At 73.6% G+C, this 26524-nt stretch carries 16 protein-coding genes; 9 read left to right on the top strand and 7 right to left on the bottom strand.

Annotated features, from left to right (window positions below; genetic code table 11):
- Positions 1-7 precede the first annotated feature (7 nt).
- Both ABTY40_RS25570 and ABTY40_RS25565 read right to left on the bottom strand, forming a co-directional pair.
- Positions 8-1264, bottom strand: coding sequence for a protein kinase domain-containing protein (locus ABTY40_RS25570; protein WP_352061677.1), 1257 nt, complete (start codon positions 1262-1264; stop codon positions 8-10).
- 107 nt (positions 1265-1371) lie between these two features.
- Entirely contained in the window at positions 1372-3129 is a 1758-nt protein-coding gene (locus ABTY40_RS25565) for a serine/threonine-protein kinase (RefSeq protein WP_352061676.1), read from the bottom strand.
- Positions 3130-3737: 608 nt separating this feature from the next.
- On the opposite strand from ABTY40_RS25565, the gene ABTY40_RS25560 reads away from it, so the two are divergent.
- The 4 genes from ABTY40_RS25560 (at position 3738) to ABTY40_RS25545 (ending at position 11373) form a co-directional block, all read left to right on the top strand.
- A complete protein-coding gene (locus ABTY40_RS25560; protein WP_352061675.1) occupies positions 3738-7607 on the top strand; it encodes an FHA domain-containing protein in 3870 nt (1289 codons plus the stop codon).
- 214 nt (positions 7608-7821) lie between these two features.
- Positions 7822-9186 carry an ABC transporter substrate-binding protein gene (locus ABTY40_RS25555; RefSeq protein WP_352061674.1) on the top strand — a complete coding sequence of 455 codons (1365 nt, stop codon included), beginning with the start codon at positions 7822-7824 and terminating at the stop codon, positions 9184-9186.
- A 10-nt stretch (positions 9187-9196) separates the two neighbouring features.
- Positions 9197-10516: a carbohydrate ABC transporter permease gene (locus ABTY40_RS25550; RefSeq protein ID WP_352061673.1), complete on the top strand. Its 1320-nt coding sequence runs from the start codon at positions 9197-9199 to the stop codon at positions 10514-10516.
- Positions 10513-11373 (top strand): carbohydrate ABC transporter permease, encoded by an 861-nt coding sequence (locus ABTY40_RS25545; protein WP_352061672.1) that lies wholly within the window; start codon positions 10513-10515, stop codon positions 11371-11373. Before ABTY40_RS25550 ends, ABTY40_RS25545 begins: the two co-directional genes overlap by 4 nt.
- Positions 11374-11413: 40 nt before the next feature.
- On the opposite strand, the gene ABTY40_RS25540 is transcribed toward ABTY40_RS25545, so the two are convergent.
- Positions 11414-12016, bottom strand: a complete 603-nt coding sequence (locus tag ABTY40_RS25540; RefSeq protein ID WP_352061671.1) for a TetR/AcrR family transcriptional regulator — start codon at positions 12014-12016, stop codon at positions 11414-11416.
- A gap of 216 nt (positions 12017-12232) precedes the next feature.
- On the opposite strand from ABTY40_RS25540, the gene ABTY40_RS25535 reads away from it, so the two are divergent.
- The 3 genes from ABTY40_RS25535 (at position 12233) to ABTY40_RS25525 (ending at position 15401) form a co-directional block, all read left to right on the top strand.
- The gene (locus ABTY40_RS25535) at positions 12233-13171 is read left to right on the top strand and encodes an ABC transporter permease (RefSeq protein WP_352061670.1); all 939 of its coding nucleotides are present in this window, start codon (positions 12233-12235) and stop codon (positions 13169-13171) included.
- Positions 13164-13955 (top strand): ABC transporter ATP-binding protein, encoded by a 792-nt coding sequence (locus tag ABTY40_RS25530; protein WP_352061669.1) that lies wholly within the window; start codon positions 13164-13166, stop codon positions 13953-13955. The genes ABTY40_RS25535 and ABTY40_RS25530 overlap by 8 nt, the downstream gene beginning before the upstream one ends.
- 81 nt (positions 13956-14036) lie before the next feature.
- Positions 14037-15401 carry a glycosyltransferase 87 family protein gene (locus ABTY40_RS25525; RefSeq protein ID WP_502990676.1) on the top strand — a complete coding sequence of 455 codons (1365 nt, stop codon included), beginning with the start codon at positions 14037-14039 and terminating at the stop codon, positions 15399-15401.
- A 49-nt stretch (positions 15402-15450) separates the two neighbouring features.
- Here the strand turns inward: ABTY40_RS25525 and ABTY40_RS25520 are convergent, their stop codons facing one another.
- Positions 15451-20397, bottom strand: a complete 4947-nt coding sequence (locus tag ABTY40_RS25520; RefSeq protein ID WP_352061668.1) for an NAD-glutamate dehydrogenase — start codon at positions 20395-20397, stop codon at positions 15451-15453.
- Between the two features lie 465 nt (positions 20398-20862).
- On the opposite strand from ABTY40_RS25520, the gene ABTY40_RS25515 reads away from it, so the two are divergent.
- On the top strand, positions 20863-21417 hold the full coding sequence (locus tag ABTY40_RS25515) for a DJ-1/PfpI family protein (RefSeq protein ID WP_345288614.1): 555 nt from the start codon (positions 20863-20865) through the stop codon (positions 21415-21417).
- A 56-nt stretch (positions 21418-21473) separates the two neighbouring features.
- Here the strand turns inward: ABTY40_RS25515 and ABTY40_RS25510 are convergent, their stop codons facing one another.
- Positions 21474-22145, bottom strand: a complete 672-nt coding sequence (locus ABTY40_RS25510; protein WP_352061667.1) for an HAD family hydrolase — start codon at positions 22143-22145, stop codon at positions 21474-21476.
- 70 nt (positions 22146-22215) lie between these two features.
- Entirely contained in the window at positions 22216-22722 is a 507-nt protein-coding gene (locus ABTY40_RS25505; RefSeq protein WP_352061666.1) for a DUF6912 family protein, read from the bottom strand.
- A gap of 271 nt (positions 22723-22993) precedes the next feature.
- Between ABTY40_RS25505 and ABTY40_RS30950 the strand changes: the two genes are divergently transcribed.
- Positions 22994-23593, top strand: coding sequence for an Rv3235 family protein (locus ABTY40_RS30950; protein ID WP_502990675.1), 600 nt, complete (start codon positions 22994-22996; stop codon positions 23591-23593).
- 58 nt (positions 23594-23651) lie between these two features.
- Here ABTY40_RS30950 and secA read toward each other — a convergent pair whose 3' ends face one another.
- Entirely contained in the window at positions 23652-26462 is a 2811-nt protein-coding gene (gene secA / locus ABTY40_RS25495; RefSeq protein ID WP_352061665.1) for a preprotein translocase subunit SecA, read from the bottom strand.
- Positions 26463-26524 lie beyond the last annotated feature (62 nt).

Raw genomic sequence — 26524 nt, 5'->3', positions numbered from 1 at the left:
AGCCCTACTACGGCCGGGACTCCTGGGACGACTGCTTCGAGTCCTGCGGCGGCGTCGGGGCGTTTCCGGAGGCCATCAGGTAGCCGCCCGCGCCCAGCGCGCCGGCGACCACGGCCGCCGCGACGGCCAGGGTGATCCGCCGCTTGCGGACCGCTCCGGCTCTGTTGCGGGCGGACCCGGGGCGGCGGGCGCCGGCCGGACGCGGCGCGCGGGCGGTGCCGAGGGGGCCGCCGGACAGCTCGTCGGGGGCGGGGACCCGCATGGAGGTGTGGGTGTCCCGGTGGGAGTCGGCGGAGGCGCCGGGGACCAGCGGGACGGCGGCCCGGCGCGGCCGGCCCTCGCCGGGACCGGTGCCGGCGGCCGTGGCGTACGTGTCCTCCTCGTACGGCTCCGGGGCGGCCGGCTCGGCACCCGGCTCGTCCACGTCCAGCGGCGGGATGCCCTTGAGCAGGGGCAGGACGTCCTTGAGGCGGACGGCGAGCTCGGAGGCGCGCAGCCGGGAGGCGGGGGCCTTCGCCAGGCACTGCACGATCAGCTGCCACAGCTCCTCGGGGATGCCGGGCAGCGGCACGACGGTCTCGGTGACGTGGCGGCGCAGGACGGCACCGGGGTGGCCGCCGCCGAACGGGGTGAAGCCCGCGAGCAGCTCGTACAGGACCGTGGCGAGGGCGTAGATGTCGACGGCGGCGCGCGGCGGGAGGCCCTCGACGATCTCGGGGGCGAGGTAGTCGGGGGTGCCGATGATGCGGGTGGCCTTGGTCCGGCCCGGGGTGTCGATCAGCTTGGCGACGCCGAAGTCGGTGAGGAGGGCGGGGTGGGCGCCGCCCGGACCGAGGGGGCCCTCCATGTCGAGGAGGATGTTCTCCGGCTTGACGTCGCGGTGGACGACCCCGGCCGCGTGCGCGGCGGCGAGGGCGTCGGCGACGTCGGCGGCGATGGCGACGGCGGCCTCGGGGGCGAGGCGCCGCTCGCGGTCGAGGCGGGTGCGCAGGTCGGTGCCGCGCACGAGGTCCATGACGAGGGCGAGGTCGTTGCCGTCGACGACGAGGTCGCGGACCTTGACCACCCGGGGGTGGTCGAGGCCGAGCAGGGCGGTCCGCTCCTGGACGAAGCGGCCGACGAGTTCCTGGTCGGAGGCCAGGTCCTCGCGCAGCAGTTTGACGGCGACGGGACCTTCCGGCCCTTCGCCGAGCCACACCGTTCCGGCGCTGCCCCGCCCGAGGATCTGGTGGGCGGTGTAGCGGCTGCCGATGTTCCGTGCCAAGACTGCTCCCTCAGCGGCTGCGGTTCGCGTCAAAGTTACGCGTCCGCGGCGGCAGGACGTCACTTCCGGAGGGAAATCACCCTCCGGAAGTCGATAAATCGGCAGTATTACTGCCCCGTACCGCCGGTAGCACCCCCGCTGGAGCCCGCGCTGTCGCCGATTTTGGAGATCCAGTCGGTGACCGAGGAGATGCCGTCGCCGATGGCCTGCCAGTAGCTCTTGCCCTCGGCGATCCAGCCCTGGAGCGGGGTGAGCTCCCAGATGAGCCAGCCGGCCACCACGAACAGGACGATCATGACCAGGCAGCCCTTGAGACAGCCGAGGCCGGGGATCCGCACCGGGTTGGCGCTGCGGCGCGGCTCGCGCGGCGGACGCGGGGCGCGCGGGGCGGGAGCCTGCGGCGGCGGCTGCGGCGGGGCGTACTGCTGCTGGGGCGGCGCGTACTGCTGGGGCGGGGGCGGCGGAGGCGCGTACTGCTGCCGCTGCGGAGGCTGCTGCTGGTACGGCGCGGGGGCGGGCCGCTGCGGGGCGGGGCGCTGCGGCTGGTGCGGCTGCTGCCGTGCGGGCTGCTGGGGCTGACGCTGGGGGCGGCGGCGCAGCGGGTCCTCGGACGGGTCGAGGTACTGGATCTGCGTCTGCTCGTTGCGGTCGCGGGCGGCGCGCAGCTGGTTCTGCCAGGGGTGCGGGTCCTCGGGCCCGCCCTGCGGCGGCTGTGGCGGCACGGGGGGCATGACGGCGGTCGGGTCGGCGCCGCCTTGGCCGTGCCCGCCGTGCCCGCCCTGGCCGGCGGGGCCGGTGGAGGGCAGGACCGCGGTCGCGTCGGCCGCGCCGGGCGGCGGGCTCGTCGGCATGACACTGGTGGGCGCCGCCGGGTCGTACTGCGCGGCACCGGCGCCGCTGGGCAGCACCTGCGTGGGGTCCGCGGCTCCGGGCGTCACCGGCACCGGCGCGGGCGCCGGGTCCGGGGCGAGGAGCGCGCCGACGCCCTCGGCGGCCTCGATCTGCGCGGGCGAGGCGTGCACGCCGATGCCGGCGGCGACCGTCCGCAGGCCGCGGGCCAGGTTGACCGCGCTGGGCCGCAGGTCGGGGTTCTTGCTGAGGCAGCGTTCGATGACCGTCCACAGGGGGCCGGGGACGGTGGAGGGGCGGCGGGGCTCCTCGCTGAGGTGCCGGTGCAGGACCTCCAGGGCGGTGCCGCCGGCGAACGGAGGCCGGCCGGTGACCAGCTCGTAGAGCAGGATGCCCGCGCCGTAGATGTCGACGGCGGAGGTCTGCGGCCGGCCCTCGGCGGACTCCGGCGCCACGTACGCGGGCGTGCCGACGAACTCGTGGGTGCGGGTGAGGCCGGGCGAGTCGGCGAGACGGGCGATGCCGAAGTCGGTGAGCATCGGGTGCATGCCGCCGTCCCGCTCGGCGAGCAGCACGTTGGCCGGCTTGAGGTCGCGGTGGACGACGCCGTCGGCGTGGCTGGCGGCGAGCGCGTCGGCGATCTGGGCCGTCAGGAGGGCGGCGGCCACGGGGGTGAGCGGCCCGTTCTCCCGGATGTAGCGGTGCAGGTCGGGGCCTTCGACGAGATCCATGACGAGCGCCAGGACGTCCCCCTCCACCACCAGGTCGCGGGTGCGCACGATGTTGGGGTGGGTGAGCCGGAGCAGCACGGACCGCTCGCGCAGGAAGCGCATCACGATGTCCGCGTCGTTGGCCAGCTCCTCCTTGAGGACCTTGATCGCGACGGTCTCCCCGGGCTGGCCGGGGACGGCCGCCTCGGCGCCCGCCGTCTCCCGCTGGCGGGCTCGCCAGACGGTGCCCGTGGCGCCGCGGCCGAGCGGCTCCTCGAGCAGGTACTTGCTGCCGATAGGCCGCACGTCACGCGCTCCCTGCTGATCGTGGTCCTGGGGTCGGTCTGCTGGTCCCCGGGGTCCTTGTCTCTGTTTGTGACCCGTCCGGGTGTCCGACCCACTTTAGTGCCGCCGAACGGGTCACCGGCCGGTTGTCCACAGGCGGATTCCGCTCGCCCGTTCGACTCCGGAGCGGTCCGGGCCGGTGCGGACCGGCCCGGACGGTTCCTGACGGTTCCGGCGGCCCGCGGGCTCCACCCGGCGGGTCGCCCGGCGGACACCGGGTGGACGTCCGGTCCGGGGTCCGCCCGGGGTCCCTGACGTCCGGAACGGTGCCCGGACTTGTCCGGAAGAAGACGCTCCATGAGGCCCTACGGTTGCCGCGCCTTGTGTGCGGCGGCGCACAGGCAGGCGATTTTCCGGCCACCTCCGATCGTTCAAGATCACTTATGGGTGACCCGGGGGCGGGTTGTCGGCGGCAGGTGCGAGGATGCCTCCAGCACGTCGCATCGGTGGGGTCGGGAGCCCCCGCGCCGTGCCGACCTGTACCGGGCGACGCGTCCGTGCCGGGTGGGGGGAGGGACGGGGCGGTTCCCCCTGCCGGGCATCGCGCGCAGAAGGGACCGCTGACGGCGATGCAGATCCGGCTGACCGTCCTCGCGCCGCACGCCGGCCACGGCGCCGGGCGCGCGTGCGACGTGCTCGTCACCGCCCCGCCCGGGACGGCGCTCGCCGCCGTGACATCCGGCCTGGCCGCCGCCGTCACCGGCCCCGACACCCCCGCGTCGAACACGGTCGTGCTGTACGCGGGCGGGGAGCGGCTCGACGCCCGCCGCTGCGTCCTCGGCGAGCCCCCGCTCGTGGACGGCGCCGTCCTCTCGCTCCAGGCCCCGGGCCCGGACGACCGGGTGGACACGGCCGTCGCCGCGCGCCTGCACGTGGTGGCCGGGCCCGACGCGGGCGGGGTCCACCTGCTCCACGGCGGACCGATCAGAATCGGCCGTTCCGTCGACGCCGACGTGCCGCTGGACGACCCCGACGTCTCCCGCGCCCACTGCACGGTCACCGTCGGCGAGGACGGCCGGGTGACCGTCGCGGATCTCGGCTCCACCAACGGCACCACGCTCGACGGCGTGCCCGTCGGACCGCGCCCGGTCCGGCTGCGCCCCGGCGCCCTGCTGCGCCTCGGCGAGTCCGCCCTCCGCCTCACCGGGCCGGGCGAGGACCCGGCCGGTACGGAGACGCGGGCGACCACGCCCGACGGCGAGGGCCATCTGCGGCTCGCCCCCGGTCCCGCCGCGGCCACCGCCGCCCCGCACGGCGGCAGCGGCGGCCCGTGGCCGGGCCCCGGCGGGCACGCGGCGCCCGCCGCGCCTCCCTCGGCCGGCGCCACCCACGGCGGTGCGCGGGGCATCGGACTCACGGAGCCGTACGACGAAAGCCCCGGGCACGCGCGCGAGGAGGGGCCCTCCGAGGGCGACGAGGCCCACGGCGGAGGCCGGCGCCGTTCCGACGCGCCGGCCTCCGCCGGGCGCCCGGCCGCGCGGCGGGGACTCGGCGCCTGGGCGCGCCGCCTGGCGGGGGGCCGCGACGAACCGGCGCCCGCCACCGCCGGTGCTCCGCCGGCCGGGCACGCCCCGGACGGACGGACCGGGCCGGACGCCACCGGTCCCCTGCCCGTCGCCGACACGTGGCCCGACCCGTCGGCCGTCCTCCTCACCGCTCTCGGCCCCGGGCCCCGACTCTGGGAGCGCGGCCGGGACCACGCCGAGGCCCTCGTCGTCCGGCTGGGCACGACCGACCGGGCCGACCTGTCCGGGGTGCCTGTCACCATCGGGCTGCGCGAGGCCGGTTCCCTCGGCCTGGCCGGCCCCGCCGACCGGCTCGCCGGGCTCGCCCGCTCCGTGGTGGCCCAGCTCGCCGCGCTGCACTCCCCCGCCGACCTCGAGATCGTCCTGATCAGCGCCGACCGGAACCGCTCCCTGGAGGAGCGGCGGCGCGCCTGGGGCTGGCTCGGCTGGCTCCCGCACGTCCGCCCGGCGCACGGGCAGGACTGCCGGCTGCTCCTCGCCTACGACCGCGAGCAGGCCCAGGCCCGTACGGCGGAGCTGACCCGGCGCCTGGACGACGGGCCGCTCGGTCCCGGCTGGCCCAGCGCCGACCGCACGGCCGTCGCGGAGGCCGCCGCCCGGTACGACGGGCCCGCGACGGTCGTGGTCGTCGACGGCGACCCCGGTTCCTCGGCGCTGCGCGAGACCGTCGCCCGGCTCGCCGGGGCCGGCGCCGCGGCCGGCATCCACCTGATCTGCCTCGCCGAGGCGCCCTCCGCCTCGCCCGTCTCCCCCGTGGCCGCCACGTACGAGACGGCCTGCGCGGCCTCCCTCGCCTTCCGCGAGTGCGGGGCCGCCGTCCTGCTCAGCGGGGACGTGGCCACGGCGCTGCGGCTGCTGCGCACCACGGGCGGGCGGGCCGCCGGCCACGGCACGGTCGGAGTCGTCGACGCGGTGTCCGTCGCCTGGGCGGAGCGCTTCGGGCGCGCGCTCGCCCCGCTGCGCACCGACGCGGCCGCGACGCCGAACGGCCGGGCCGCCGCGCTGCCGCCCTCCGCCCGGCTCCTCGACGAACTCGGGCTCGCCCGGGCCACCCCCGCGTCCCTGATGGCCCGCTGGGCCTCCGCCGGCGAGGGCACCGCCGTCCTCGGCGCCGGCCCGCGCGGGCCGCTCTCCCTGGACCTCACCCAGGAGGGCCCGCACCTCCTCATCGAGGGCCCGGCCGGCAGCGGCCGCACGGAGCTGCTCCGCTCGATCGCCGCCTCCCTCGCCGCCTCCGCCCGACCCGACCGGCTCGGCCTGTTCCTGGTCGACGGCGCGGGCGGCGAGCGCGGCGAGGGTCTCGCGGCCTGTACGGAGCTGCCGCACGTCACCGAGCACCTGGTGGCCTCGGACCCGGTGCGGATGCGGGAGTTCGCGCAGGCGCTGGGGGCGGAGCTGAAGCGGCGGGCGGAGATCCTCGGCGAGGGCGGCTTCGCCGAACGGCGGACCGCCCGGGCGGTGGTCGGCCAGCGCGTCCCGAGCGCGGCGGAATCGGTCCCCCAGGGCGCCCGCGCGAGCGTGCGCCTCCCCGACCCCACGGACCTCGCCGACCGCCCCAGCGGCCGCACCCTCCGCACGGGTGACGGCCCGGTCGGCTCCCTCCCGTCCCCCCGCCACGGCGACGGCCGCGCCGCCTCGCGGGACGCCGACCCGACGACGGGCCGCCGGCCGTACCCCGCCGTCGACGCCCTGGAGAGCCGCGCGAGCGGCCGGACCCCGTACCCGGACAGCCCGTACCCGGGGACGGACCAGCTGTCCGGCCGGGCCGGCGGGCGCGCCCCGTCCCCCGGCGCGGAACGCGCCGAGAGCCGTGCCGGCACGCGCTCCCCCTACCCCGGCGCCGACGACCTCGACGCGCGCGGGAGCGGGCGCGTGGGGCGGCCCGGCGACACCGACCCGGGCAGCCGCGCGAGCGGCCGCACGCCGTACCCCGGTACGGAGTACGGCGACAGCCGGCCGAGCGGGCGCACCCCGTACCCGGGTGCCGACGACCTCGACGCGCGCGGGAGCGGGCGCGTGGCCCGTCCGGCCGGTCGTGACCTCGATCCGCGGCCCGATGGCCGAGTGCACCGGGCCGGGGACGGGACGCTGCCCGAGCGGACCAGTGGGCGGACGCTCCGGGTCGGTGACGACGACGTCGACGGGCGGGCCGGTGGGCGCGGGGCGCGGGGGGCCGTGGACGGTTTCCTGGGCGAGACGCCCAGTGGGCGCCTGCCGCGCCGCAGCGGCGGGCTCGACGCCCCGTCGAGCGGACGGACCCTGCGCGTCGGCGCCGGGGAGCCCGTGATCCCGCGCCCGGCGGGCCCCGAGTCCCCCCGTGTCCCGCACGCCCAGGCCCAGGTGCCGTCCCCCGCCCCGGAGCAGGTGCAGGCACCGGCGGCGGTGGGCCCGCTGCCGCGTCTCGTCGTCCTGGTGGACGACTTCGACGCCCTGGTCGCACCGGCGCTCGGCGCGCCCGGCCGTCCGGCGGCGGGTTCCGTCGTACGGGCGCTGGAGGCCGTGGCCCGGAGTGGCGAGCGCCTCGGTGTGCACCTCGTCGTGACCTCCGCCCGTCCCGACCGGACCGCCGACACGGAGCTGGCCCACGGCGCCCGGCTCCGGATCGTGCTCGACCCGCCGCCGGTGGTGCCCGGTCCGGACGTTCCGGCGCCCGGGCGGGGCCGCCTCGGCCACCCCGACGGCCGGGTGACCCCGTTCCAGACGGGCCGGGTGACGGGGCGGATCCCGCGCACGGCGACGCTCCGCCCGACCGTCGTCCCGCTGGAGTGGGAGCGGATGGGCGATCCGCCGACCCGGCGCCCGGTCCGCGAGCTGGGCAACGGCCCGACGGACCTGGCCCTCCTGGCGAGCGCGCTGGAACGGGCGGCGCGCTCGGTGGAGGCCGCGCCCGTACCACCCCTCACGCACGCGTGACCCGGTCCGGGGCCCGGCGGCCCGGCACCCGCCGCGCCCCGGACCGCCGGGCCCCGGCCGCCCACCGGCCGCCCACCGCCCCTGCGGCCTGACCTCACGTCACGAGCCAGTCACGATCACCCGGGAGACCCCGAAGGCGGTATTGCGGGCTCCGGCGCCCCGGCGTAGACCTGTCGGCACGTACAGCGACGCGCACGACAGAGACGGGGCAGCAATGCGTACAACTCTTCGTCCACGCACACGATTCGGCGCCCTCACGGCCGTCACGGCCGTCACCGCGCTCGTCCTCACCGCCTGCGGCGGCGGGGGATCGACGGACGCCGGCCCGAGCGCGGGCCCCACCGGGGCCTTACCGCTGAAGGGCGAGAAGATCGAGGTGGCGGCCGTCTGGACGGGCCCCGAGCAGGAGAACTTCTCCAAGGTGCTGAAGGAGTTCGAGAAGCGGACGGGCGCGACCGTCACCTTCGTGCCCGCCCAGGATCCCATCGTGAACTTCCTCGGGACGAAGATCGCCGGTGGTTCGCCGCCGGACGTGGCGATGCTGCCGCAGGTCGGCGCCATCCGGCAGGCCGCGGCCCAGAAGTGGATCAAGCCGGTGGGGCCGGAAGGGCGGCGGGCCCTCGAAGCGAACTACTCGCGCGGCTGGCGGGAGCTGGGCACGGTGGACGGCACCCCGTACGGGGTGTACTTCAAGGCCGCCAACAAGTCCCTGGTCTGGTACAACACCGCGGCCTTCGACAACGCGGGCGCCACCGAGCCGAAGACGTGGAAGGAGTTCCTGTCCACGGCCGAGACGATCTCGGCCTCCGGCGTCACCCCGGTCTCGGTCGGCGGCGCGGACGGCTGGACGCTCACCGACTGGTTCGAGAACGTCTACCTCTCGCAGGCGGGCCCGGAGAAGTACGACCAGCTGGCCAAGCACGAGATCAAGTGGACCGACCCCTCCGTCGCCGCCGCCCTGAAGACGCTCGCCGAACTGTTCGGCCGCCCGGAGCTGCTCGCGGGCGGGACGAGCGGGGCGCTCCAGACCGAGTACCCGGCCTCGGTGACGCAGACGTTCACGGGCGGCGACCGGCCGAAGGGGGCGATGGTGTTCGAGGGGGACTTCGCCGCCGTCAACATCGCCCAGACCGAGGCGAAGATCGGTACGGACGCGAAGGTCTTCCCGTTCCCGGCGGTCGAACCGGGCGCGGCGCCCGTGGTGACGGCGGGCGACGCGGCCGTGGCCCTGAAGGACACCAAGGGGGCGCAGGCCCTGCTGGCGTTCCTGGCCTCGCCGGACGCGGCGCGGATCTGGGCGGCCGAGGGCGGTTTCCTCTCGCCGAACAAGAACCTGGACCCGGCCGCCTACCCGAACGACGTCCAGCGGGAGATCGCGAAGGCGCTGATCGGGGCCGGTGACGACTTCCGCTTCGACATGTCGGACCAGATGCCGCAGTCGTTCGGCGGCACTCCCGGGAAGGGCGAGTGGAAGGCACTCCAGGACTTCCTGAAGAACCCGAGGGACGTCGCGGGGACCCAGGCGCGCCTGGAGGCGGAGGCGGCGAAGGCGTACCGGGCCGCGGCCCCGCAGAGCTGAGGCGCGGGCCATGGCACGCGTGAACGGCGGCCGGCGCGGGAGCACCACCGTCGCGGCGGTGTTCCTGCTGCCCGCCGTCCTGCTCCTCGGCGCGCTCGTCGTCTACCCGATCGGGTACTCCCTCCAGCGCTCGTTCTTCGACCGCTCCGGCGGGGTCTTCGTCGGTCTGGACAACTACCTGGCCCTCGTCACGGACGAGTCGCTGCGGACGGCCGTCCGCAACAACCTGGTGTGGCTGGTGGTGGCCCCCGCGGTGGCCACCGCCCTCGGCCTGGTCTTCGCCGTGCTGACCGAGCGGGTCCGCTGGGGGACGGCGTTCAAGCTGGTCGTCTTCATGCCGATGGCGATCTCGATGCTGGCCGCGGGGATCATCTTCCGGCTGGTGTACGAGCAGGATCCGGACCGCGGGATCGCCAACGCGGTCTGGGTCGGCGTCCACGACACCTTCGCGGAGGCCTCCGTCTTCCCGCGGGCCCGTCCGCTGCCCGTGCACCCGCTGGAAGCGGCGGGCGGCGGGGCGTACGTGACGAAGGATCCGGTACGGGCCGGGGTGCCGGTGCTCCTCCCGCTGGTCGGGGTGGCGCCGGGCCGGATGCCGGAGGAGGCGCGGCCGGCGCGCGCCCCGGGCGCCGAGGACGGCGGCCCGGCGGCGGACCGGATCACCGGGACGGCCTGGCTGGACTTCACCCGGGGCGGCGGCGGAAAGCCGAACCGCGTCGACCCGGCCGAGAAGGGGCTCGCGGGGCTGCGGATCGAGGCGGTACGGGACGGGAAGGTGGTCGCCACGGCCACGGCGGGTGCCGACGGCACCTTCGAGCTGCCCGCGGACCGCGCGGACGGAGCCGTCCTGCGTCTGCCCGCCGACAACTTCCGTGAGCAGTACAACGGCGTGGAGTGGCTCGGTCCGTCGCTGGTGACCCCGGCGGTGATCGGCGCGTACGTGTGGATGTGGGCCGGGTTCGCGATGGTGCTGATCGGGGCGGGGCTCGCGGCCGTTCCGCGCGAGCTGCTCGAAGCGGCCCGGGTGGACGGGGCGAACGAGTGGCAGGTGTTCCGCCGGATCACGGTGCCGCTGCTCGCGCCGGTCCTCGGGGTCGTCCTGGTCACGCTGATGATCAATGTGCTGAAGATCTTCGACCTGGTCTTCGTGATCGCGCCGGGTTCGGCCCAGGACGACGCGAACGTGCTGGCGCTCCAGCTGTACCGGTCGTCCTTCGGAACGGACGCGGACCTGGGGGTGGGATCGGCGATCGCGGTGGTCCTGCTGCTCCTGGTGCTGCCGGTGATGGTGCTCAACATCCGTCGCATGCGAAGGGAGGCCCGCAGGTGAGGCCGTCGACGTCGCTCGCCACCCGGATCGCCGCCCGTACGGCCGGCGGCGCGGTGCGCGCCTTCCTGCTCCTGACCGGTCTGTTCTGGCTGCTGCCGACGGTGGGGCTGCTGCTGTCGTCGCTCCGTTCGCCGTCGGACATCGCGGAGAGCGGCTGGTGGCAGGTGTTCGCGGCCCCGGCGCAGCTGACCACGGAGAACTACGCCCGGCTGCTGACGAACGAGACGTTCACGGGCTCGCTGCTGTCGACGGTCATGATCACCGTTCCGTCCACGCTCCTGGTCCTGGTCATCGGTTCGTTCGCCGGCTACGCCTTCGCGTGGCTGGAGTTCCCGGGCCGCGACTGGTGGTTCCTGGGGGTGGTCGCGCTGCTGGTGGTGCCGGTGCAGGTGGCGCTGATCCCGGTGTCGAAGCTGTTCGGGGCGGTCGGGCTGTTCGAGACGACGGCGGGGGTGGTGCTGTTCCACACGGCCTTCGGCCTGCCGTTCGCGGTGTTCCTGCTGCGGAATTTCTTCGCGGAGATCCCACGCGAGCTGCTGGAGGCGGCCCGGCTCGACGGCGCGGGCGAGATCCGGCTGTTCACGCGCGTGGTGCTGCCGCTGGGCGGCCCGGCCATCGCCTCGCTGGGAATCTTCCAGTTCCTGTGGGTGTGGAACGACATGCTGGTGGCCCTGATCTTCGCGGACTCCCAGTCCCCACCGATCACGGTGGCCCTCCAGCAGCAGGTCCGCCAGTTCGGCAACAACGTGGACGTCCTGGCCCCGGGAGCCTTCCTGTCGATGGTCGTCCCGCTGGTCGTCTTCTTCGCCTTCCAGCGCCAGTTCGTCTCGGGCGTGATGGCGGGCGCGGTGAAGTAGGGCGCTCCGCAGGTACGGCCGCGGTGGCGGCGCTCGGGCGTCACCCCGCCCGGAGCGCCGCCACCGCCGCGCGCGCGAGCTCGTCCACGTACCCCTCGGGCAGTTCGGTGCGGACGACGGCGAGGCGCCAGTAGAGGGGGCCGAGGACGAGGTCGAGGGCGCGTGCCGGGTCGCTTCCGTCGGGGAGGTCGCCGCGCGCGACGGCCTCGTGGACGATCCGGGCGACGACTCCCTGCCGCCCGTCGAGGAGGGCCGCCCGGAGGGCGTCGGCGATCTCCGGGTTCCTGGCGGCTTCGACGAGCAGGTCCGGGACGACCCGCGACGCGACGGGGTGGCGCAGGGCCTGCGCGGCGACCTCGAGGAGCGCGCGCACGTCGTCGTGGAGGCTGCCGGTGGCGGGGGCGGGCATGCCCTGTTCGGCGACGGCGCCGACGAGGTCGAGGACGAGGGAGAGCTTGGACTTCCAGCGCCGGTAGACGGCGGTCTTGCCGACGCCGGCGCGGCGCGCGATGCCCTCGATCGACATCCGGGCGAACCCGACGGCCGCGAGTTCTTCGAAGACGGCGGCGCGGATGGCCTCGGTGACGTCCTCGCGGAGCACGGCGGCTCCGGCGGGGGCGCGTCGGGGGGGCGGGGTGCTCATACGCGCATCCTAACCAACACCATCGTCACGACGATACGGTTGCGTTCCGTCGTATCCACACTCTAGCCTCCACGTAGCGACGATACGGTTCCGTCCCGTCGCCAGTGGTGTCCGTGCCCCTCCGCCGGAGCCACTCCGCGCCGATCCCGTCCGTCGGCGGCCGACGCCCCGCCCCGTCAGCGGCTGCCCGCGCCCGCCCTCCTCGAAAGCGGCCCCATGACCTCGACCCTCGCCCCCCGGCCGTACACCCCACCCGTCCCGCCCGGAGCCCCGGCCGCGATCCCCGCCGAGGACCTCGGTGCACTCGCCCGCCGCCACGGCCTCTCCGTCAGCGGAGCCCGTCCGCCGCTCGGCACGTACGTCCGCCGGCTCTGGTCCCGCCGCTCCTTCATCACCGCCCTCGCGACCGCCCGCCTGACCGCCCAGTACAGCCAGGCACGCCTCGGCCGGCTCTGGCAGCTGATGACCCCGCTCCTCAACGCCGCCGTCTACTACCTGATCTTCGGCGTCCTGATGAACACCCGGCACGGGGTCCCCGACTACGTCCCGTTCCTGATCACCGGCGTCTTCGTGTGGACCTTCACCGCCGACACGGTGCTGAGCGGGACACGGGCGATCAGCGGCAATCCCGGCCTGGTGCGCGCCCTGCACTTCCCCCGCGCGGCCCTGCCGCTCTCCCTCGCCCTCCAGAAGCTCCAGCAGCTGCTGCTCTCACTCGCCGCGCTCGTCCTGATCCTCCTGTGTTGCGGCCAGTTCCCGGCCCCGAGCTGGCTGCTCGCCGTGCCGGCCCTCCTGCTCCAGGCGCTGTTCAACACGGGCGTCGCCCTGGTGATGGCACGGCTCGCCGCCCGCATCCCGGACATCGCCCAGCTCATGCCGTTCGTGCTCCGGACCTGGATGTACGCCTCGGGGGCCATGTGGTCCATCCAGAACCTGGCGCACAGCGGCCGCTTCCCCGAGCCCGTCGTCCGCGCCCTGCAGTGCAATCCGGCGGCCCTCTTCATCGACCTCATGCGTTTTGCGCTCATCGACAGCTACGGGGCGGCGCAGCTCCCGCCGCACGCCTGGGCGCTCGCCGCCGGCTGGGCGCTCGTGGTCTTCACGGGTGGGTTCCTGTGGTTCTGGCAGGCGGAGGAGACGTACGGCCGTGGCTGAGGCACCGAGGATTCCGACCGTCGTCGTGGACGACGTGCACGTCTCGTACACCGTGCACGGAGGAGGGGCCGGCCACAGGCTGGGAGGCCGGGGAACCGCCGGTGGTCTCGCCCGGCTGCTGGGCGGTCGCCGTCCGGTGCCGACGGGCCGCCGGGTGCACGCCGTCAGGGGGGTGAGCTTCGTGGCGTACCAGGGAGAGGCGATCGGCCTGATCGGTTCGAACGGCTCGGGCAAGTCCACCCTGCTGAAGGCCGTCGCGGGCCTCCAGCCCGTCGAGCGCGGCCGGATCCACACCCGGGGGCAGCCCGCGCTGCTCGGCGTCAACGCGGCGCTGATGAACGAACTGACCGGCGAGCGGAACGTGATCCTGGGCGGCCTCGCCATGGGCATGAGCCGGGCGGAGATCCGGGAGCGCTACGACGACATCGTGGAGTTCTCCGGCGTCAACGAGAAGGAGGACGCGATCTCGCGCCCCCTGCGGACGTACTCCTCCGGCATGGCCGCCCGGCTGCGGTTCTCCCTCGCCGCCGCCCGGAGTCACGACGTGCTCCTCATCGACGAGGCCCTGGCGACGGGCGACGCCCCCTTCCAGCGCCGCAGCCGGCGGCGGATCGACGAGCTGCGGGCGGAGGCGGGGACCGTCTTCCTGGTGAGCCACGCGCACGCCACCATCAGGGAGACCTGCGGGCGGGCCCTGTGGCTGGAGGCGGGGACGCTGCGGATGGACGGACCGGCCGAGGAGGTCGTGGCGGCGTACGAGGCCTTCACCTCGGGCGGTGCCTGAGCCGCGCGGCGGCGGTCGGTGTTCACCGGTACGGGCGACCACAAAGGGGAGAAACCCCCTGTATCGGACTACGGTCGGAGGGTGACGACCGAGCAGCCCCACCCCCCGCCGTCCGGCAGCGCTCCCCCGTCGCCCGGGAGCGCTCCTCCGCCCCGCTCCGGCAGCACTCCCCCGCCGCCGCGCCTGACCCGATCGCCCTTCGAGTCGGAGACCTTCACCTCGGCCACCTTCGTCACGGTCGGGAACGGTCCCCTCCTCGCGCTCGCCGCCGTCTGGCTCATCACCCGCGCGGGGATGCTGCTGCTCCTGCTCAAGGACAGTCTGGGGATCGGCGGGGTGGGCCGGGAGGTGTACCTGCTCTACCGGCACTGGTACGGGCAGTTCGCCGACGGTTCCTTCCCCGTGGGCGACCCGGCGTGGCAGTACCCGCCCGGTGCCGGGCTCGTCATCATGTCGCCCGGAGTCCTGCCCTGGCTCAGCTACTTCCAGGCCTTCGTCGTCCTCACCCTCCTCGCCGACGCGCTCGTCGCGCTCGCCCTGACCCACGCCGACCAGGAGCGCCTCACGCACGGCGCCTGGGTGTGGGTCTGCGGCCTTCCCCTGCTGCTCCACGTGCCCCTCGCGCGGTACGACGTGCAGGTCACCGCCCTCGCCGTCCTCGCCCTGCTCGCGCTGAAACGGCCCCGGTCCCGTGCCGCGCACCGGATCGGCGGGGCGCTCGCCGGGCTCGGTGCCCTGGTGAAGGTGTGGCCGCTGCTCACCCTGATCGGCACCCCCCGGGGCCGTACCTCCCGGGAGGCGTGGACCGCCGCCGCCGTCACCGCCGGCGCGCTCCTCACCGTCCTCACCCTGTCCTTCACCGGCCCGCTCACCTTCCTGCGCGGGCAGGGCGACCGGGGCGTCCAGATCGAGTCGCTCGGCGGTACGGCCCTGGCGCTGGCCCGCGCCACCGGCGTCTGGTCCGGCACGGTCGACCTGCGCCACGGGGCCCTCGAGTACATCGGCCCGTACGTCTCGACCTTCGGGCACCTCTCGCTGCTGCTGACCGTCGTCACCTGCGGCTGGCTGCTGCTGTGGCGGCTGCGGGCCCGGCACTGGACCCCGGCGACGCCCCTGGACGCGGCCCTCGCCGCCGTCCTGCTGCTCACCGTCACCAGCCGGGTGCTCAGCCCCCAGTACATGGTCTGGCTGCTCGGGCTCGGCGCCGTCTGCCTGACCTCCCGGGCGACCGTGATGCGTCCGGTGGTGCTGCTGCTCCTGACGGCGGCGGCGCTCAGCTCCCTCGCGTACCCCGTGCTCTACGCCGACGTGATCGCCGGCACCCTGCCGGGCCTCGCCGTCCCCGCGCTCCGCAACGCCCTGCTCCTGGCGGCGGCCCTGCTCGCCGCCCGCCGGCTGTGGACCTCCACGGTCACCCCGGAGCCCGAACCGGCCGACGCGGAATGACACGGGGCCCCGCCGGACAACCTCCGGCGGGGCCCCGTGGCGGTACGTCCTAGCTGTGGGTACGGAGCAGGGTGCGCATGGTCCGCATCGCCACCGACAGGTTCGCCAGGTCGAAGGTGTCCGAGCCCTGGATCTCCTCCAGGGTCGTCCGGGCGCGGCCCAGGATGGCCGCGTTCTTGTCCTCCCAGGCCTTGAACCGCTCCTCCGGCGTGGCGGAGTCGTCGCCCGCCGCCAGCACGTCGGAGGTGAGGGCCGCGTGGGCCGCGAAGAGGTCCTCGCGGATCGAGGCACGGGCCATGGACTGCCAGCGGTCGCTGCGCGGCAGCTCGATGATCCGGTCCATCAGGTCCGTGATCCGCAGCCGGTCGGCCAGGTCGTAGTAGACCTCGGCCACCGCCAGGGCCTCCGTGCCGGAGCGGTCCGCGATCGCCACGATGTCGAGGATCGGGAAGGCGGAGGAGAACCCGGCGACGCGCAGCGCCAGCTCCTCCGGCACGCCGACCTCGGTCAGCTCGTCCAGGATCGACTGGTACCACTCCAGGTCCGCGCCGCGCAGCAGCTGCGGCAGCTGCGCCCAGACCCGCTCCACGCGCTCGGCGAAGAAGTCGATGGTCTCGCCGATCCGCAGCGGCTGCGGCCGGTTGTTGAGCAGCCAGCGGGTGCCGCGCTCGACGAGGCGCCGCGAGTGCAGCCGCATCCGGGTCTGGACGTCGGCCGGGACCCGGTTGTCGAGGTTCTCGACGGCGTCCCAGACCTGGCTGAGCCGGAAGATGGCCCGGGCGGCGGTCTGCGCCCGCACGATCTCCTCGATCGACGCGCCGGTCTCCTCGCGGAGGCGGTGCAGGAACGTCGAGCCACCGGTGTTCACGGTGTCGTTGACCAGGACCGTGGTGATGATCTCGCGGCGCAGCGCGTGACCGTCGATGGCCTCGGGGAACTTCTCGCGCAGCAGCGTCGGGAAGTACGCGTGCAGCAGCTCGCGCAGGTACGGGTCGTCCGGCAGCTCCGTACCGATCAGCTCGTCGGCCACCGTGATCTTGGTGTAGGCGAGCAGGACGGCGAGCTCCGGCTGGCTCAGGCCCTTGCCGCTGTTGAGGAGCTCGCGGATCTGCCGGTCGTTCGGCAGGAACTCCAGGCCGCGGTCGAGGGCCCCGTCGCGTCCCAGGCGGCGCATGAACCGCTGGTGGGCGTGGAGCAGGGACGGGGACTGCTCGACGGCGTTGGCCAGGGCCACGTTCTGCGCGTAGTTGTTGCGCAGGACGAGCGTGCCGACCTCGTCGGTCATCTCCGCGAGGATCTTGTTGCGCTGCTTGACGGTCATGTCGCCCTCGGCGACGAGCCCGTTGAGCAGGATCTTGATGTTGACCTCGAGGTCGGAGGTGTTGACGCCGGCGCTGTTGTCGATGGCGTCGGTGTTCACCTTGCCGCCGGTGCGGGCGAACTCGATGCGGCCCAGCTGGGTCGCCCCGAGGTTGCCGCCCTCGCCGATGACCTTGGCCCGCACGTCCTGGCCGTCGACGCGGATGGCGTCGTTGGCCTTGTCGCCGACGTCCGCGTGGGACTCCGTGGAGGCCTTGACGTACGTGCCGATGCCGCCGTTCCACAGCAGGTCGACGGGGGCCCGCAGGATCGCCTTCATCAGCTCGGCGGGGGTCATCTTGGTGACGCCGTCCTCGATGCCGAGGGCGGCCCGCATGTGCGCGTTGACCGGGATCGACTTGGCGCTGCGCGGGAAGACGCCGCCGCCCGCGGAGATGAGGGAGGTGTCGTAATCGGCCCAGGAGGAGCGGGGCAGCTCGAACAGGCGGCGGCGCTCGGCGTACGAGACGGCCGCGTCCGGGTTCGGGTCGACGAAGATGTGGCGGTGGTCGAACGCGGCCACCAGTCGGATGTGCTCGGAGAGCAGCATGCCGTTGCCGAACACGTCGCCGGACATGTCACCGACGCCGACGACGGTGAAGTCCTCGGTCTGGGTGTCGTGGCCGAACTCGCGGAAGTGGCGCTTGACCGACTCCCAGGCGCCGCGGGCGGTGATGCCCATGCCCTTGTGGTCGTAGCCGGCCGAGCCGCCGGAGGCGAAGGCGTCGCCGAGCCAGAAGCCGTACGACTCCGCGACGCCGTTGGCGATGTCGGAGAAGGTGGCGGTGCCCTTGTCGGCGGCGACGACGAGGTAGGTGTCGTCCTCGTCGTGGCGGACGACGTCGAGCGGCGGCACGACCTCGCCCGCGACGAGGTTGTCGGTGATGTCGAGCAGGGCGGAGATGAACGTCTTGTACGCGGCGACGCCCTCGGCCAGCCAGGCGTCCCGGTCCACGGACGGGTCCGGGAGCTGCTTGGCGACGAAGCCGCCCTTGGCGCCGACGGGCACGATGACGGTGTTCTTCACCATCTGCGCCTTGACCAGGCCGAGGATCTCGGTACGGAAGTCCTCGCGGCGGTCGGACCAGCGCAGGCCGCCTCGGGCGACCTTGCCGAAGCGCAGGTGGACGCCCTCGACGCGCGGCGAGTACACCCAGATCTCGAAGGCGGGGCGCGGGGCCGGCAGGTCCGGGATGGCCTGCGGGTCGAACTTCATCGACACGTAGGCGTGCGGGGTGCCGTCGGCGGCCTTCTGGAAGAAGTTCGTCCGCAGGGTCGCCTTGATGACGGTGAGGAAGGAGCGCAGGATGCGGTCCTCGTCCAGGCTCGCGACCTGGTCGAGGGCGCCGTCCAGCTCCTCCAGGATGCCGTCGGTCAGTTCGGTGCCGGCGCGCTGGCGCTCCGGGGCCATCCGGGCCTCGAAGAGGGAGACGAGCAGCCGGGTGGTGTGGACGTTGTTGCGGAGGGTGTCCTCCATGTAGTCCTGGCTGAACGTCGAACCGGCCTGGCGCAGGTACTTGGCGTAGGCGCGCAGCACCATCGCCTGCCGCCAGGTGAGCCCGGCGGACAGGACGAGCGAGTTGAAGTTGTCGTTCTCGGCCGCGCCGGTCCAGGTGGCGGCGAAGGCCTCCTGGAAGCGCTCGCGGGCGTCGTCGCCGAGGTAGTCGCCGCCGTTGCCGAGGGAGACGGGCATCCGCAGGCCGAAGTCGTAGATCCAGGCCTTGCGGGTGCGGTCGGCGCCGCGCAGCTCGTACGGCCGCTCGTCGGTGACCTCGACGCCGAGCCGGTTGAGGACCGGGAGCACGGCGGACAGCGAGATCGGGTCGCCGACCTTGTAGACCTTGAAGCGGCGCTCGCCCGGCGCGGCACCGACCGGCTCGTAGAGGGAGAGCGCGAAGTCCTTGCCGCTCTGGGCGAGGGCCTCGAGGTGGACGAGGTCGGAGACGGCGGCGCGCGGCGAGTGGTCGGCCTTGTAGCCCTCGGGGAAGGCGTTGCCGTAACGGCGCAGCAGCTCGGCGGCGCGCTCCTCGCCGCACTCGGCGTTGAGGGCCTCGCCGAAGCCGTCCGACCACGAGCGGGCGGCGTCGACCAGCCGGGACTCGATGCGGTCGACGTCGGCGTCGGTGAGCTTGGCGAGTTCGGTGCCGGGCTCGACGCGGACGACGAAGTGGAGGCGGGAGAGGATCGACTCGGTGTTCCAGGCGGTGAAGTCGACGCTGGTGCCGCCGAGCTCCTCCTTGAGGATCTCGATGATCCGCAGCCGGACCCGGGTGGTGTAGCGGTCGCGCGGCAGGTAGACGAGGGCCGAGTAGTAGCGGCCGTACTCGTCCTGGCGCAGGTAGAGCCGCAGCCGGCGCCGCTCCTGGAGGTACAGGACGCTGGTGACGATGGCCTGGAGCTGGTCGACCGGGGTCTGGAACAGCTCGTCGCGCGGGTACGTCTCCAGGATCTGGAGCAGGTCGCGGCCGTCGTGGCTGTTGGGCGAGAAGCCGGCGCCGTCCAGGACCTCCTGGACCTTGCGCTTGACGACCGGGACGCGGCGGACGGACTCGGTGTAGGCGGCGGAGGAGAAGAGGCCGAGGAAGCGGCGCTCGCCGACGACGTTGCCGTTGGCGTCGAACTTCTTCACGCCGATGTAGTCGAGGTACGAGGGGCGGTGCACGGTCGCCCGGCTGTTCGCCTTCGTCAGGATGAGCAGCTTGTGCTCACGCGCCTTCGCGCGGGCGTCGGCGGGCAGCCGGCTGAAGGACGGCGAGACGGGGTGGGCGTGGTGGCCCTGGTCGTCGCCGCTGTGGTGCGGGTCGGAGCGCAGGATGCCGAGGCCGGTGCCGGGCACGGCGGCCAGGGCGTCGCCGTCGACCAGCTCGTACTCGCGGTAGCCGAGGAAGGTGAAGTGGTCGTCGGCGAGCCAGCGCAGCAGCTCGCGGGCCTCTTCCACCTCGGTGGGGCGCAGGTCGGAGGCGGTGGGCTCGTCGGGCAGGCCGTCGGCGATGCGCAGCGCGGCGTCGCGCATCTTCTCCCAGTCCTCGACGGTCTCGCGGACGTCGGAGAGGACGCGCAGCAGGTCGGAGGTGATCTGCTTGAGGTCGGCGCGGTCGGTCTCGCGGTCGATCTCGACGTGGATCCAGGACTCGGTGAGCACGTCGTGGGGGCGCTCGGCGGGCTGGGCGGTCAGGACCTCGATGAGGCGGCCGGTGACATCACGGCGGACGAGGACCTGCGGGTGGATCACGACGTGGATGCCGCGGCCCTGGCGGGACAGCTCGTTGGTGACGGAGTCGACGAGGAAGGGCATGTCGTCGGTGACGACCTCGACGACGGAGTGGCTGCTGGTCCAGCCGTTCTCCTCCACCGTCGGGGTGTGGACGCGGACGCTGGCAGTGCCCTGGGGCCGGTTCTCGGCGAGCCGGTAGTGCGAGAGCGCGGCGCCGAAGACGTCCACCGGGTCACGGTCGGTGAGGTCCTCGGGCGCGGTGTGCAGGTAGTAGCGCTGGAGGTAGTCGAGCACGGTGTCCCGGTCCGGGCGCTCCCCGCCCTCGGAGCCCGTCGGAAGTCGCCCCCCGACCGGGCTGTGCTCAGCTACCCGAGCGGCCCTTTCGAGCAGCTCGGCCTTGGCTTCGTCCAGCTTGGTCTGCATGTCCTCTGACTCCTGGTCGCGCGCCGTTGCGTGACGTCGGTGGAAGGAAGGGCACAACGCCACGACGCGGTGATTCCGGTCGGTGTCGACGGTATGCCCGATGAGAGATGCCCGGGTCGTTATCGGCCATACAGCGCGGCCCGCCCGGACGGAAAGGATCGGCGAACGCACGGGCGGCCCGGCCGCTTCCGCGGGCCGGGCGGCAGCCGGGGGCTGCGTTGCCCCCTCGGCGTATCGCGCTGATCACGGGAAAAGCCTATCGCTCCCGCCCCCCGGATCGTCATGAGCCGTATGTGTACAAAAGTGCGAGGGGAAGTTTGACGTTCTGGACAGCGACACAGGGTGGTCTTGGCAGGGCGGGCCGCACGCGGGAGCGTGGACCCGGCACGAGGAACGGCTGGGAGCCGGGACCGCGGCGCGGGGACCGGGCACGGCCGGCCGACCAACGGAGATCCGGGAGACGCCATGGCGAAGATCTTGATCGTGACCGGTGACGCGGCGGAGTCGCTGGAGGTGCTGTACCCGTACCAGCGGCTGCTGGAGGAGGGGTACGAGGTCGACATCGCGGCCCCGTCCCGCAAGCGGCTCCGGTTCGTGGTGCACGACTTCGAGCCGGGCTTCGACACGTACACCGAGAAGCCGGGCTACACCTGGCCGGCGGACCTGGCGTTCTCGGAGGTGGACCCGAGCGCGTACGTGGCCGTGGTGATCCCGGGCGGCCGGGCGCCCGAGTACCTGCGCAACGACCCGGAGCTGCGGAAGATCCTGAAGTCGTTCTTCGACGCGGACAAGCCGGTGGCGCAGATCTGTCACGGTCCTCTCCTGACGGCTGCGGTCGGCGGCCTGGAGGGCCGCCGGGTCACCGCGTACCCGGCACTGGAGCTGGACATGCAGGCTGCGGGGGCGGCGTTCCGCGACACGGAGGCCGTGGTGGACGGCCTGCTGGTCTCCTCCCGCGCCTGGCCGGACCACCCGGTGTGGATGCGCGAGTTCCTGAAGGTGCTGCGCGCGAAGGGCTGAGAGGCGGGGGCCGCCGGGGCGCGGCCGGCGGGGGACGGGGCGGGGGCGCGGGCGCCTCAGACCAGCTCCTCCGCCACGGCCACGGCCTCCTCCAGCGAGTCGACCACCGGCACGCCCACCCGCTCCAGGGAGGCCCGGCTGTGCGAGCCACCGGTGAACAGCACGGCCCTCGCGCCCACGTGCGCCGCCGCGTACGCGTCGTCCGCGGCGTCCCCGATGACGACCACCCGCTCCGCCGGGACGTCACGCAGCGCCGTCAGGTGGCGCACCATGTGCCCGGCCTTGCCGTCCGTGGACCGGTCGGTCCGCCCGTCCACGCGGAGGAACCGCTCGGCGATCCCGTGCCGGCGGACGAGCGGGACGAGGTCGGTGTGGGGCGCGAGCGAGAGCAGCGACTGGGTGAGACCGGAGGCCTGGCGCGCGGCGAGCAGCTCGGCGGCGCCGGGGGTGAGCACGCACGCCTCGGCCCGCTGCCAGTAGTGCCGGTGGAAGGTTCCGTCCATGACGGTCCACTCGTCGTCGGTGGGCAGCCGGCCCATGAGCCGTTCGTAGAACTTCGGCACCGGCACCGTGTACAGCTCGCGGTACCGCTCCAGCGTGATCGGCTCCAGGCCGAGCTCCGCGAAGGCGGCGTTGGTCGCGTCGATGACCGCGCCGATGTCGTCGAGCAGCGTGCCGTTCCAGTCCCAGACCAGGTGCGTGCCCCGGCCCTTACCGTGCTTCCCCATGGGGAAGACCGTACCGGGCGCCACCGACAGCGGGGAGGGCGCCGGTACGGAGGGCGGCCGGCCCCGGCCGTCAGCTCAGCAGCGCGGGGATCTCCTGCACCCCGAACCACAGCAGCTCGTGGTCCTCGGCCCCGTCCACGACGAACTGGGCGTCGTCGTCACCCAGGTCCGCCGCGCCGAGCGCGGCCGCCGCCGCGGTGACGTCCGCCTCGGCGTCGTCGGCGTCCGCGTGCACCGCCGCCGCCTTGGACAGCGGGACGGATCCGGCGATGCGGACCTCGCCGATGGATCCGGCGTCGAGTCCGCGGTCGGGGTCGACCGCCGCTTCCCTGTCGGCCACGTCGACGGCGACGACGATCCGGCGCCGGGGCGCCCGGGGGTCGCCCGCGAGGAGGCGCAGGGAGGCGGCGGCGGCCCGGTTGAGCGCCGCGTACTCCAGCTCCTCGATGTCGTCGGAGACGTACCACTCGCGCAGGGCGGGGGTGACGGCGTAGGCGGTCAGCGGGCCGGGGCCCAGCTCGCCCGCCTTGTGCGCCTGTGCGAGACCGGGGAGGGTCAGGGGGACGTACACGCGCATGGCTGGCCGCTTTCGTAGTCGGAGTGGCCCTCAGGATACGTGCGGAGTCCCCCTTCGGGGTGGGCGGCCGGGGGGCCGCCCCGTCCACCCCGGGAACGGCCGCTCGACCCTCCTGGACGCGACCTCCTCCCGATTCACCCTGATAGGTGAATCACTCTCCGGAGTCGCCTGGTGACGCCCGGCCCTTGCCGCCGTACCCGGCCCGCCCGTACAAGATCCCCAACGGAAGTTACCGACCGGTACTCCGCCGTTGTGCCAGGAGGGGATCGCCATGACCACCACGCTCGCCACCACGCCGCCCGCCGAGCCCGCCAAGGCCGTACGGCCCGCCCGGCGAGCCGTACGGGAAGCCGCGGGGGAAGCCGTCGCGCCCCGGCCCGCCGCCCCGCAGGCCACCTCGCGCCCCGTCACTCCCCGTACCCCCCGCCCCCGCACAGCGCCCGGCGGCCCGGCCGGCAGCCGTCCGCGCGGCGCGGCCGGGGTCCGGCCGTCCGTCCCGCACCGCACCCCGCCCCGCGCGCTGCCTCCGCACACCGTGTTCGCCGAGCGGCTGCTCGCCGTGCTCAGTGGTGAGCGGCCGGTCCACTGGATGCTCGGGTACACCGTCGGGGAGGGGTACGAGCAGCTGGTCCGCCTCGCCCCGGACACCCCGCTGCGGTCGCTCGGGCCGCGTCCCGTCCTGCGCCGCTGCGCGATGCAGCTGGACGCCGGCCGGACCGTGATCGAGGCCTTCGCGAGCATCGCCACCGGCCCCCGTGTCCGGGCCATGGCCTTCCGCCTCGAACGCGGCGCCGACCACCGCTGGCGCTGCGCCGCCGTCGAGCTCGACGACCTCCGTCCGGCGGCCCGCGCCGGCGGCGGCCGGGCATGACGAAGGGGCCGGCCACCTTCCGGTGCCCGACCCCTTCCCCATCAGCCTCGGCGGCGCGTCACTTCTTGCGACGGCGCCCGCCCGCGTTCTTCTGCGCCTTGCGCCGCTCGGCGCGGGTCATCCCGTCACCGGACTCCGCCCCGCCGTCGGTGGCGAAGTCGCCCTCGATGACGCCGCCCTCGCCGTCCACGGTGGGCGCGGAGAAGTGGAGCCGGTCGGGCCGCTGCGGGGCGTCGAGCCCCTTGGCGCGGATCTCGGGCCGTCCGGCACCGGACGGCACGGCCTCCTGCTTGTCCAGCGACGGCGCGCCGGCCTGCACCGGCACCTCCTCGACCTGCTGCTCGACCTGGACCTCCAGGTTGAACAGGTAGCCGACCGACTCCTCCTTGATGCCCTCCATCATGGCGGTGAACATGTCGAAGCCCTCGCGCTGGTACTCGACCAGCGGGTCCTTCTGGGCCATGGCCCGCAGGCCGATGCCCTCCTGGAGGTAGTCCATCTCGTAGAGGTGCTCGCGCCACTTGCGGTCCAGGACGGACAGGACCACGCGCCGCTCCAGCTCGCGCATGATCTCCGAGCCGAGCTGCTTCTCGCGCGCCTCGTACTGCTCGTGGATGTCGTTCTTGACCGCCTCGGCGATGAACTCGGCGGTGATGCCCGCCCGGTCGCCGGCCGCGTCCTCCAGCTCCTCCACGGTGACCTTCACCGGGTAGAGCTGCTTGAACGCGCTCCACAGCCGGTCGAGGTCCCACTCCTCCGCGAAGCCCTCGGCGGTCTCCTGGCGGATGTAGTCGTCGATCGTGTCGTCCATGAAGTGGCGGATCTGATCCTGCAGATCCTCACCCTCCAGGACGCGGCGGCGCTCGCCGTAGATGACCTCGCGCTGCCGGTTGAGGACCTCGTCGTACTTCAGGACGTTCTTACGCGTCTCGAAGTTCTGGGTCTCGACCTGCGACTGGGCCGAGGCGATGGCGCGGGTGACCATCTTGTTCTCGATCGGCACGTCGTCCGGCACGTTGGCCATGGCCATCACGCGCTCCACCATCTGCGCCTTGAACAGACGCATCAGGTCGTCGCCGAGCGACAGGTAGAAGCGGGACTCGCCCGGGTCGCCCTGACGGCCGGAACGGCCGCGGAGCTGGTTGTCGATACGGCGCGACTCGTGGCGCTCGGTGCCGAGCACGTACAGCCCGCCCAGCGACTTGACCTCCTCGAACTCCGCCTTCACGGCCTTCTCGGCGCGCTCCAGGGCGGCGGGGAGGGCGGCCGCCCACTCCTCCACGTGCTCGACCGGGTCCAGACCGGCCTGGCGCAGCTCGGCCTCGGCGAGGTCGTCCGGGTTGCCGCCGAGCTTGATGTCGGTACCGCGGCCGGCCATGTTGGTGGCGACGGTGACGGCGCCGCGGCGGCCCGCCTGGGCGACGATGCTGGCCTCGCGCTCGTGGTGCTTGGCGTTGAGGACCTCGTGCGGGACGCCCCGCTTCGACAGCTGCTGCGAGAGGTACTCGGACTTCTCCACGGAGGTCGTGCCGACGAGGACCGGCTGGCCCTTCTCGTGCCGCTCCGCGATGTCGTCGACGACCGCGGCGAACTTGGCGACCTCGGTCCGGTAGATCAGGTCCGACTGGTCCTTGCGCTGCATCGGCTTGTTCGTCGGGATCGGGACGACGCCGAGCTTGTAGATCTGGTGGAACTCGGCGGCCTCGGTCATGGCCGTACCGGTCATGCCGGACAGCTTGTCGTAGAGGCGGAAGAAGTTCTGGAGGGTGATCGTGGCGAGCGTCTGGTTCTCGTCCTTGATCGGCACCCCCTCCTTCGCCTCGATCGCCTGGTGCATGCCCTCGTTGTAGCGGCGGCCGGCGAGGATACGGCCGGTGTGCTCGTCGACGATCATGACCTCGCCGTCGATGACGACGTAGTCCTTGTCCTTCTTGAACAGTTCCTTCGCCTTGATGGCGTTGTTCAGGTAACCGACGAGCGGGGTGTTGACCGACTCGTAGAGGTTGTCGATGCCCAGCCAGTCCTCGACCTTGGCCACGCCGGACTCGTGGATGCCGACGGTCCGCTTCTTCTCGTCGACCTCGTAGTCGCCGGTCTCCTCGATGCCCTTGAGCGGGTTGCCCGGCTCGCCGCGGGTCAGGCGGGTGACCAGCTTGGCGAAGTCGCCGTACCACTTGGTCGCCTGGTCGGCCGGACCGGAGATGATCAGCGGCGTACGGGCCTCGTCGACGAGGATGGAGTCGACCTCGTCGACACAGGCGAAGTTGTGGCCGCGCTGGACGAGCTCGTCCTTCGACCAGGCCATGTTGTCGCGCAGGTAGTCGAAGCCGAACTCGTTGTTCGTGCCGTACGTGATGTCGCAGTTGTACTGCTCGCGGCGCTGGGCCGGCGTCATGTTGGCGAGGATGCAGCCGACGCTCAGCCCCAGGAAGCGGTGGACCCGGCCCATGAGCTCGGAGTCGCGCTCGGCCAGGTAGTCGTTGACGGTGATCAGGTGCACGCCCTTGCCCGAGAGCGCGTTGAGGTACGCCGGGAGCGTGCCGACGAGGGTCTTGCCCTCACCGGTCTTCATCTCGGCGACGTAGCCGAGGTGCAGGGCGGCGCCGCCCATGATCTGCACGTCGTAGTGGCGCTGGCCGAGGACACGCTTGGCGGCCTCGCGCACGGTCGCGAAGGCCTCCGGCATCAGGTCGTCGAGGCTCTCGCCGTCGGCGTACCGCTGCTTGTACTCCTCCGTCAGCGACCGCAACTCGGCGTCGGAGAGGTTGACGAAGTCCTCTTCGATGGAGTTGACCTGGTCCGCGATGCGGTGCAGTTTGCGCAGGATCTTGCCTTCGCCTGCACGCATGAGCTTGTTGAAGACGGACACTGAGGCTGGTCTCCTTGCCGGTCGGGCCTGGCACTGGGTCTTGTGATGGACACGAGCGCGGG

The sequence above is a fragment of the Streptomyces sp. NPDC126503 genome (genome assembly GCF_040302405.1).
GTDB lineage: Bacteria > Actinomycetota > Actinomycetes > Streptomycetales > Streptomycetaceae > Streptomyces > Streptomyces gulbargensis.
The sequence above is the reverse complement of the archived record's forward strand: the minus strand, read 5'-3'. Positions and strand labels throughout refer to the sequence as shown.

What these genes read in the sequence shown, in the direction of transcription:
- ABTY40_RS25560 (WP_352061675.1), top strand. Translation starts at nt 3,738, where the DNA reads ATGCAGATCCGGCTGACCGTCCTCGCGCCGCACGCCGGCCACGGCGCC.
- ABTY40_RS25555 (WP_352061674.1), top strand. Translation starts at nt 7,822, where the DNA reads ATGCGTACAACTCTTCGTCCACGCACACGATTCGGCGCCCTCACGGCC.
- ABTY40_RS25550 (WP_352061673.1), top strand. Translation starts at nt 9,197, where the DNA reads ATGGCACGCGTGAACGGCGGCCGGCGCGGGAGCACCACCGTCGCGGCG.
- ABTY40_RS25540 (WP_352061671.1), bottom strand. Translation starts at nt 12,016, where the DNA reads ATGAGCACCCCGCCCCCCCGACGCGCCCCCGCCGGAGCCGCCGTGCTC.
- ABTY40_RS25535 (WP_352061670.1), top strand. Translation starts at nt 12,233, where the DNA reads ATGACCTCGACCCTCGCCCCCCGGCCGTACACCCCACCCGTCCCGCCC.
- ABTY40_RS25520 (WP_352061668.1), bottom strand. Translation starts at nt 20,397, where the DNA reads ATGCAGACCAAGCTGGACGAAGCCAAGGCCGAGCTGCTCGAAAGGGCC.
- ABTY40_RS25515 (WP_345288614.1), top strand. Translation starts at nt 20,863, where the DNA reads ATGGCGAAGATCTTGATCGTGACCGGTGACGCGGCGGAGTCGCTGGAG.
- ABTY40_RS25510 (WP_352061667.1), bottom strand. Translation starts at nt 22,145, where the DNA reads ATGGGGAAGCACGGTAAGGGCCGGGGCACGCACCTGGTCTGGGACTGG.
- ABTY40_RS25505 (WP_352061666.1), bottom strand. Translation starts at nt 22,722, where the DNA reads ATGCGCGTGTACGTCCCCCTGACCCTCCCCGGTCTCGCACAGGCGCAC.
- ABTY40_RS30950 (WP_502990675.1), top strand. Translation starts at nt 22,994, where the DNA reads ATGACCACCACGCTCGCCACCACGCCGCCCGCCGAGCCCGCCAAGGCC.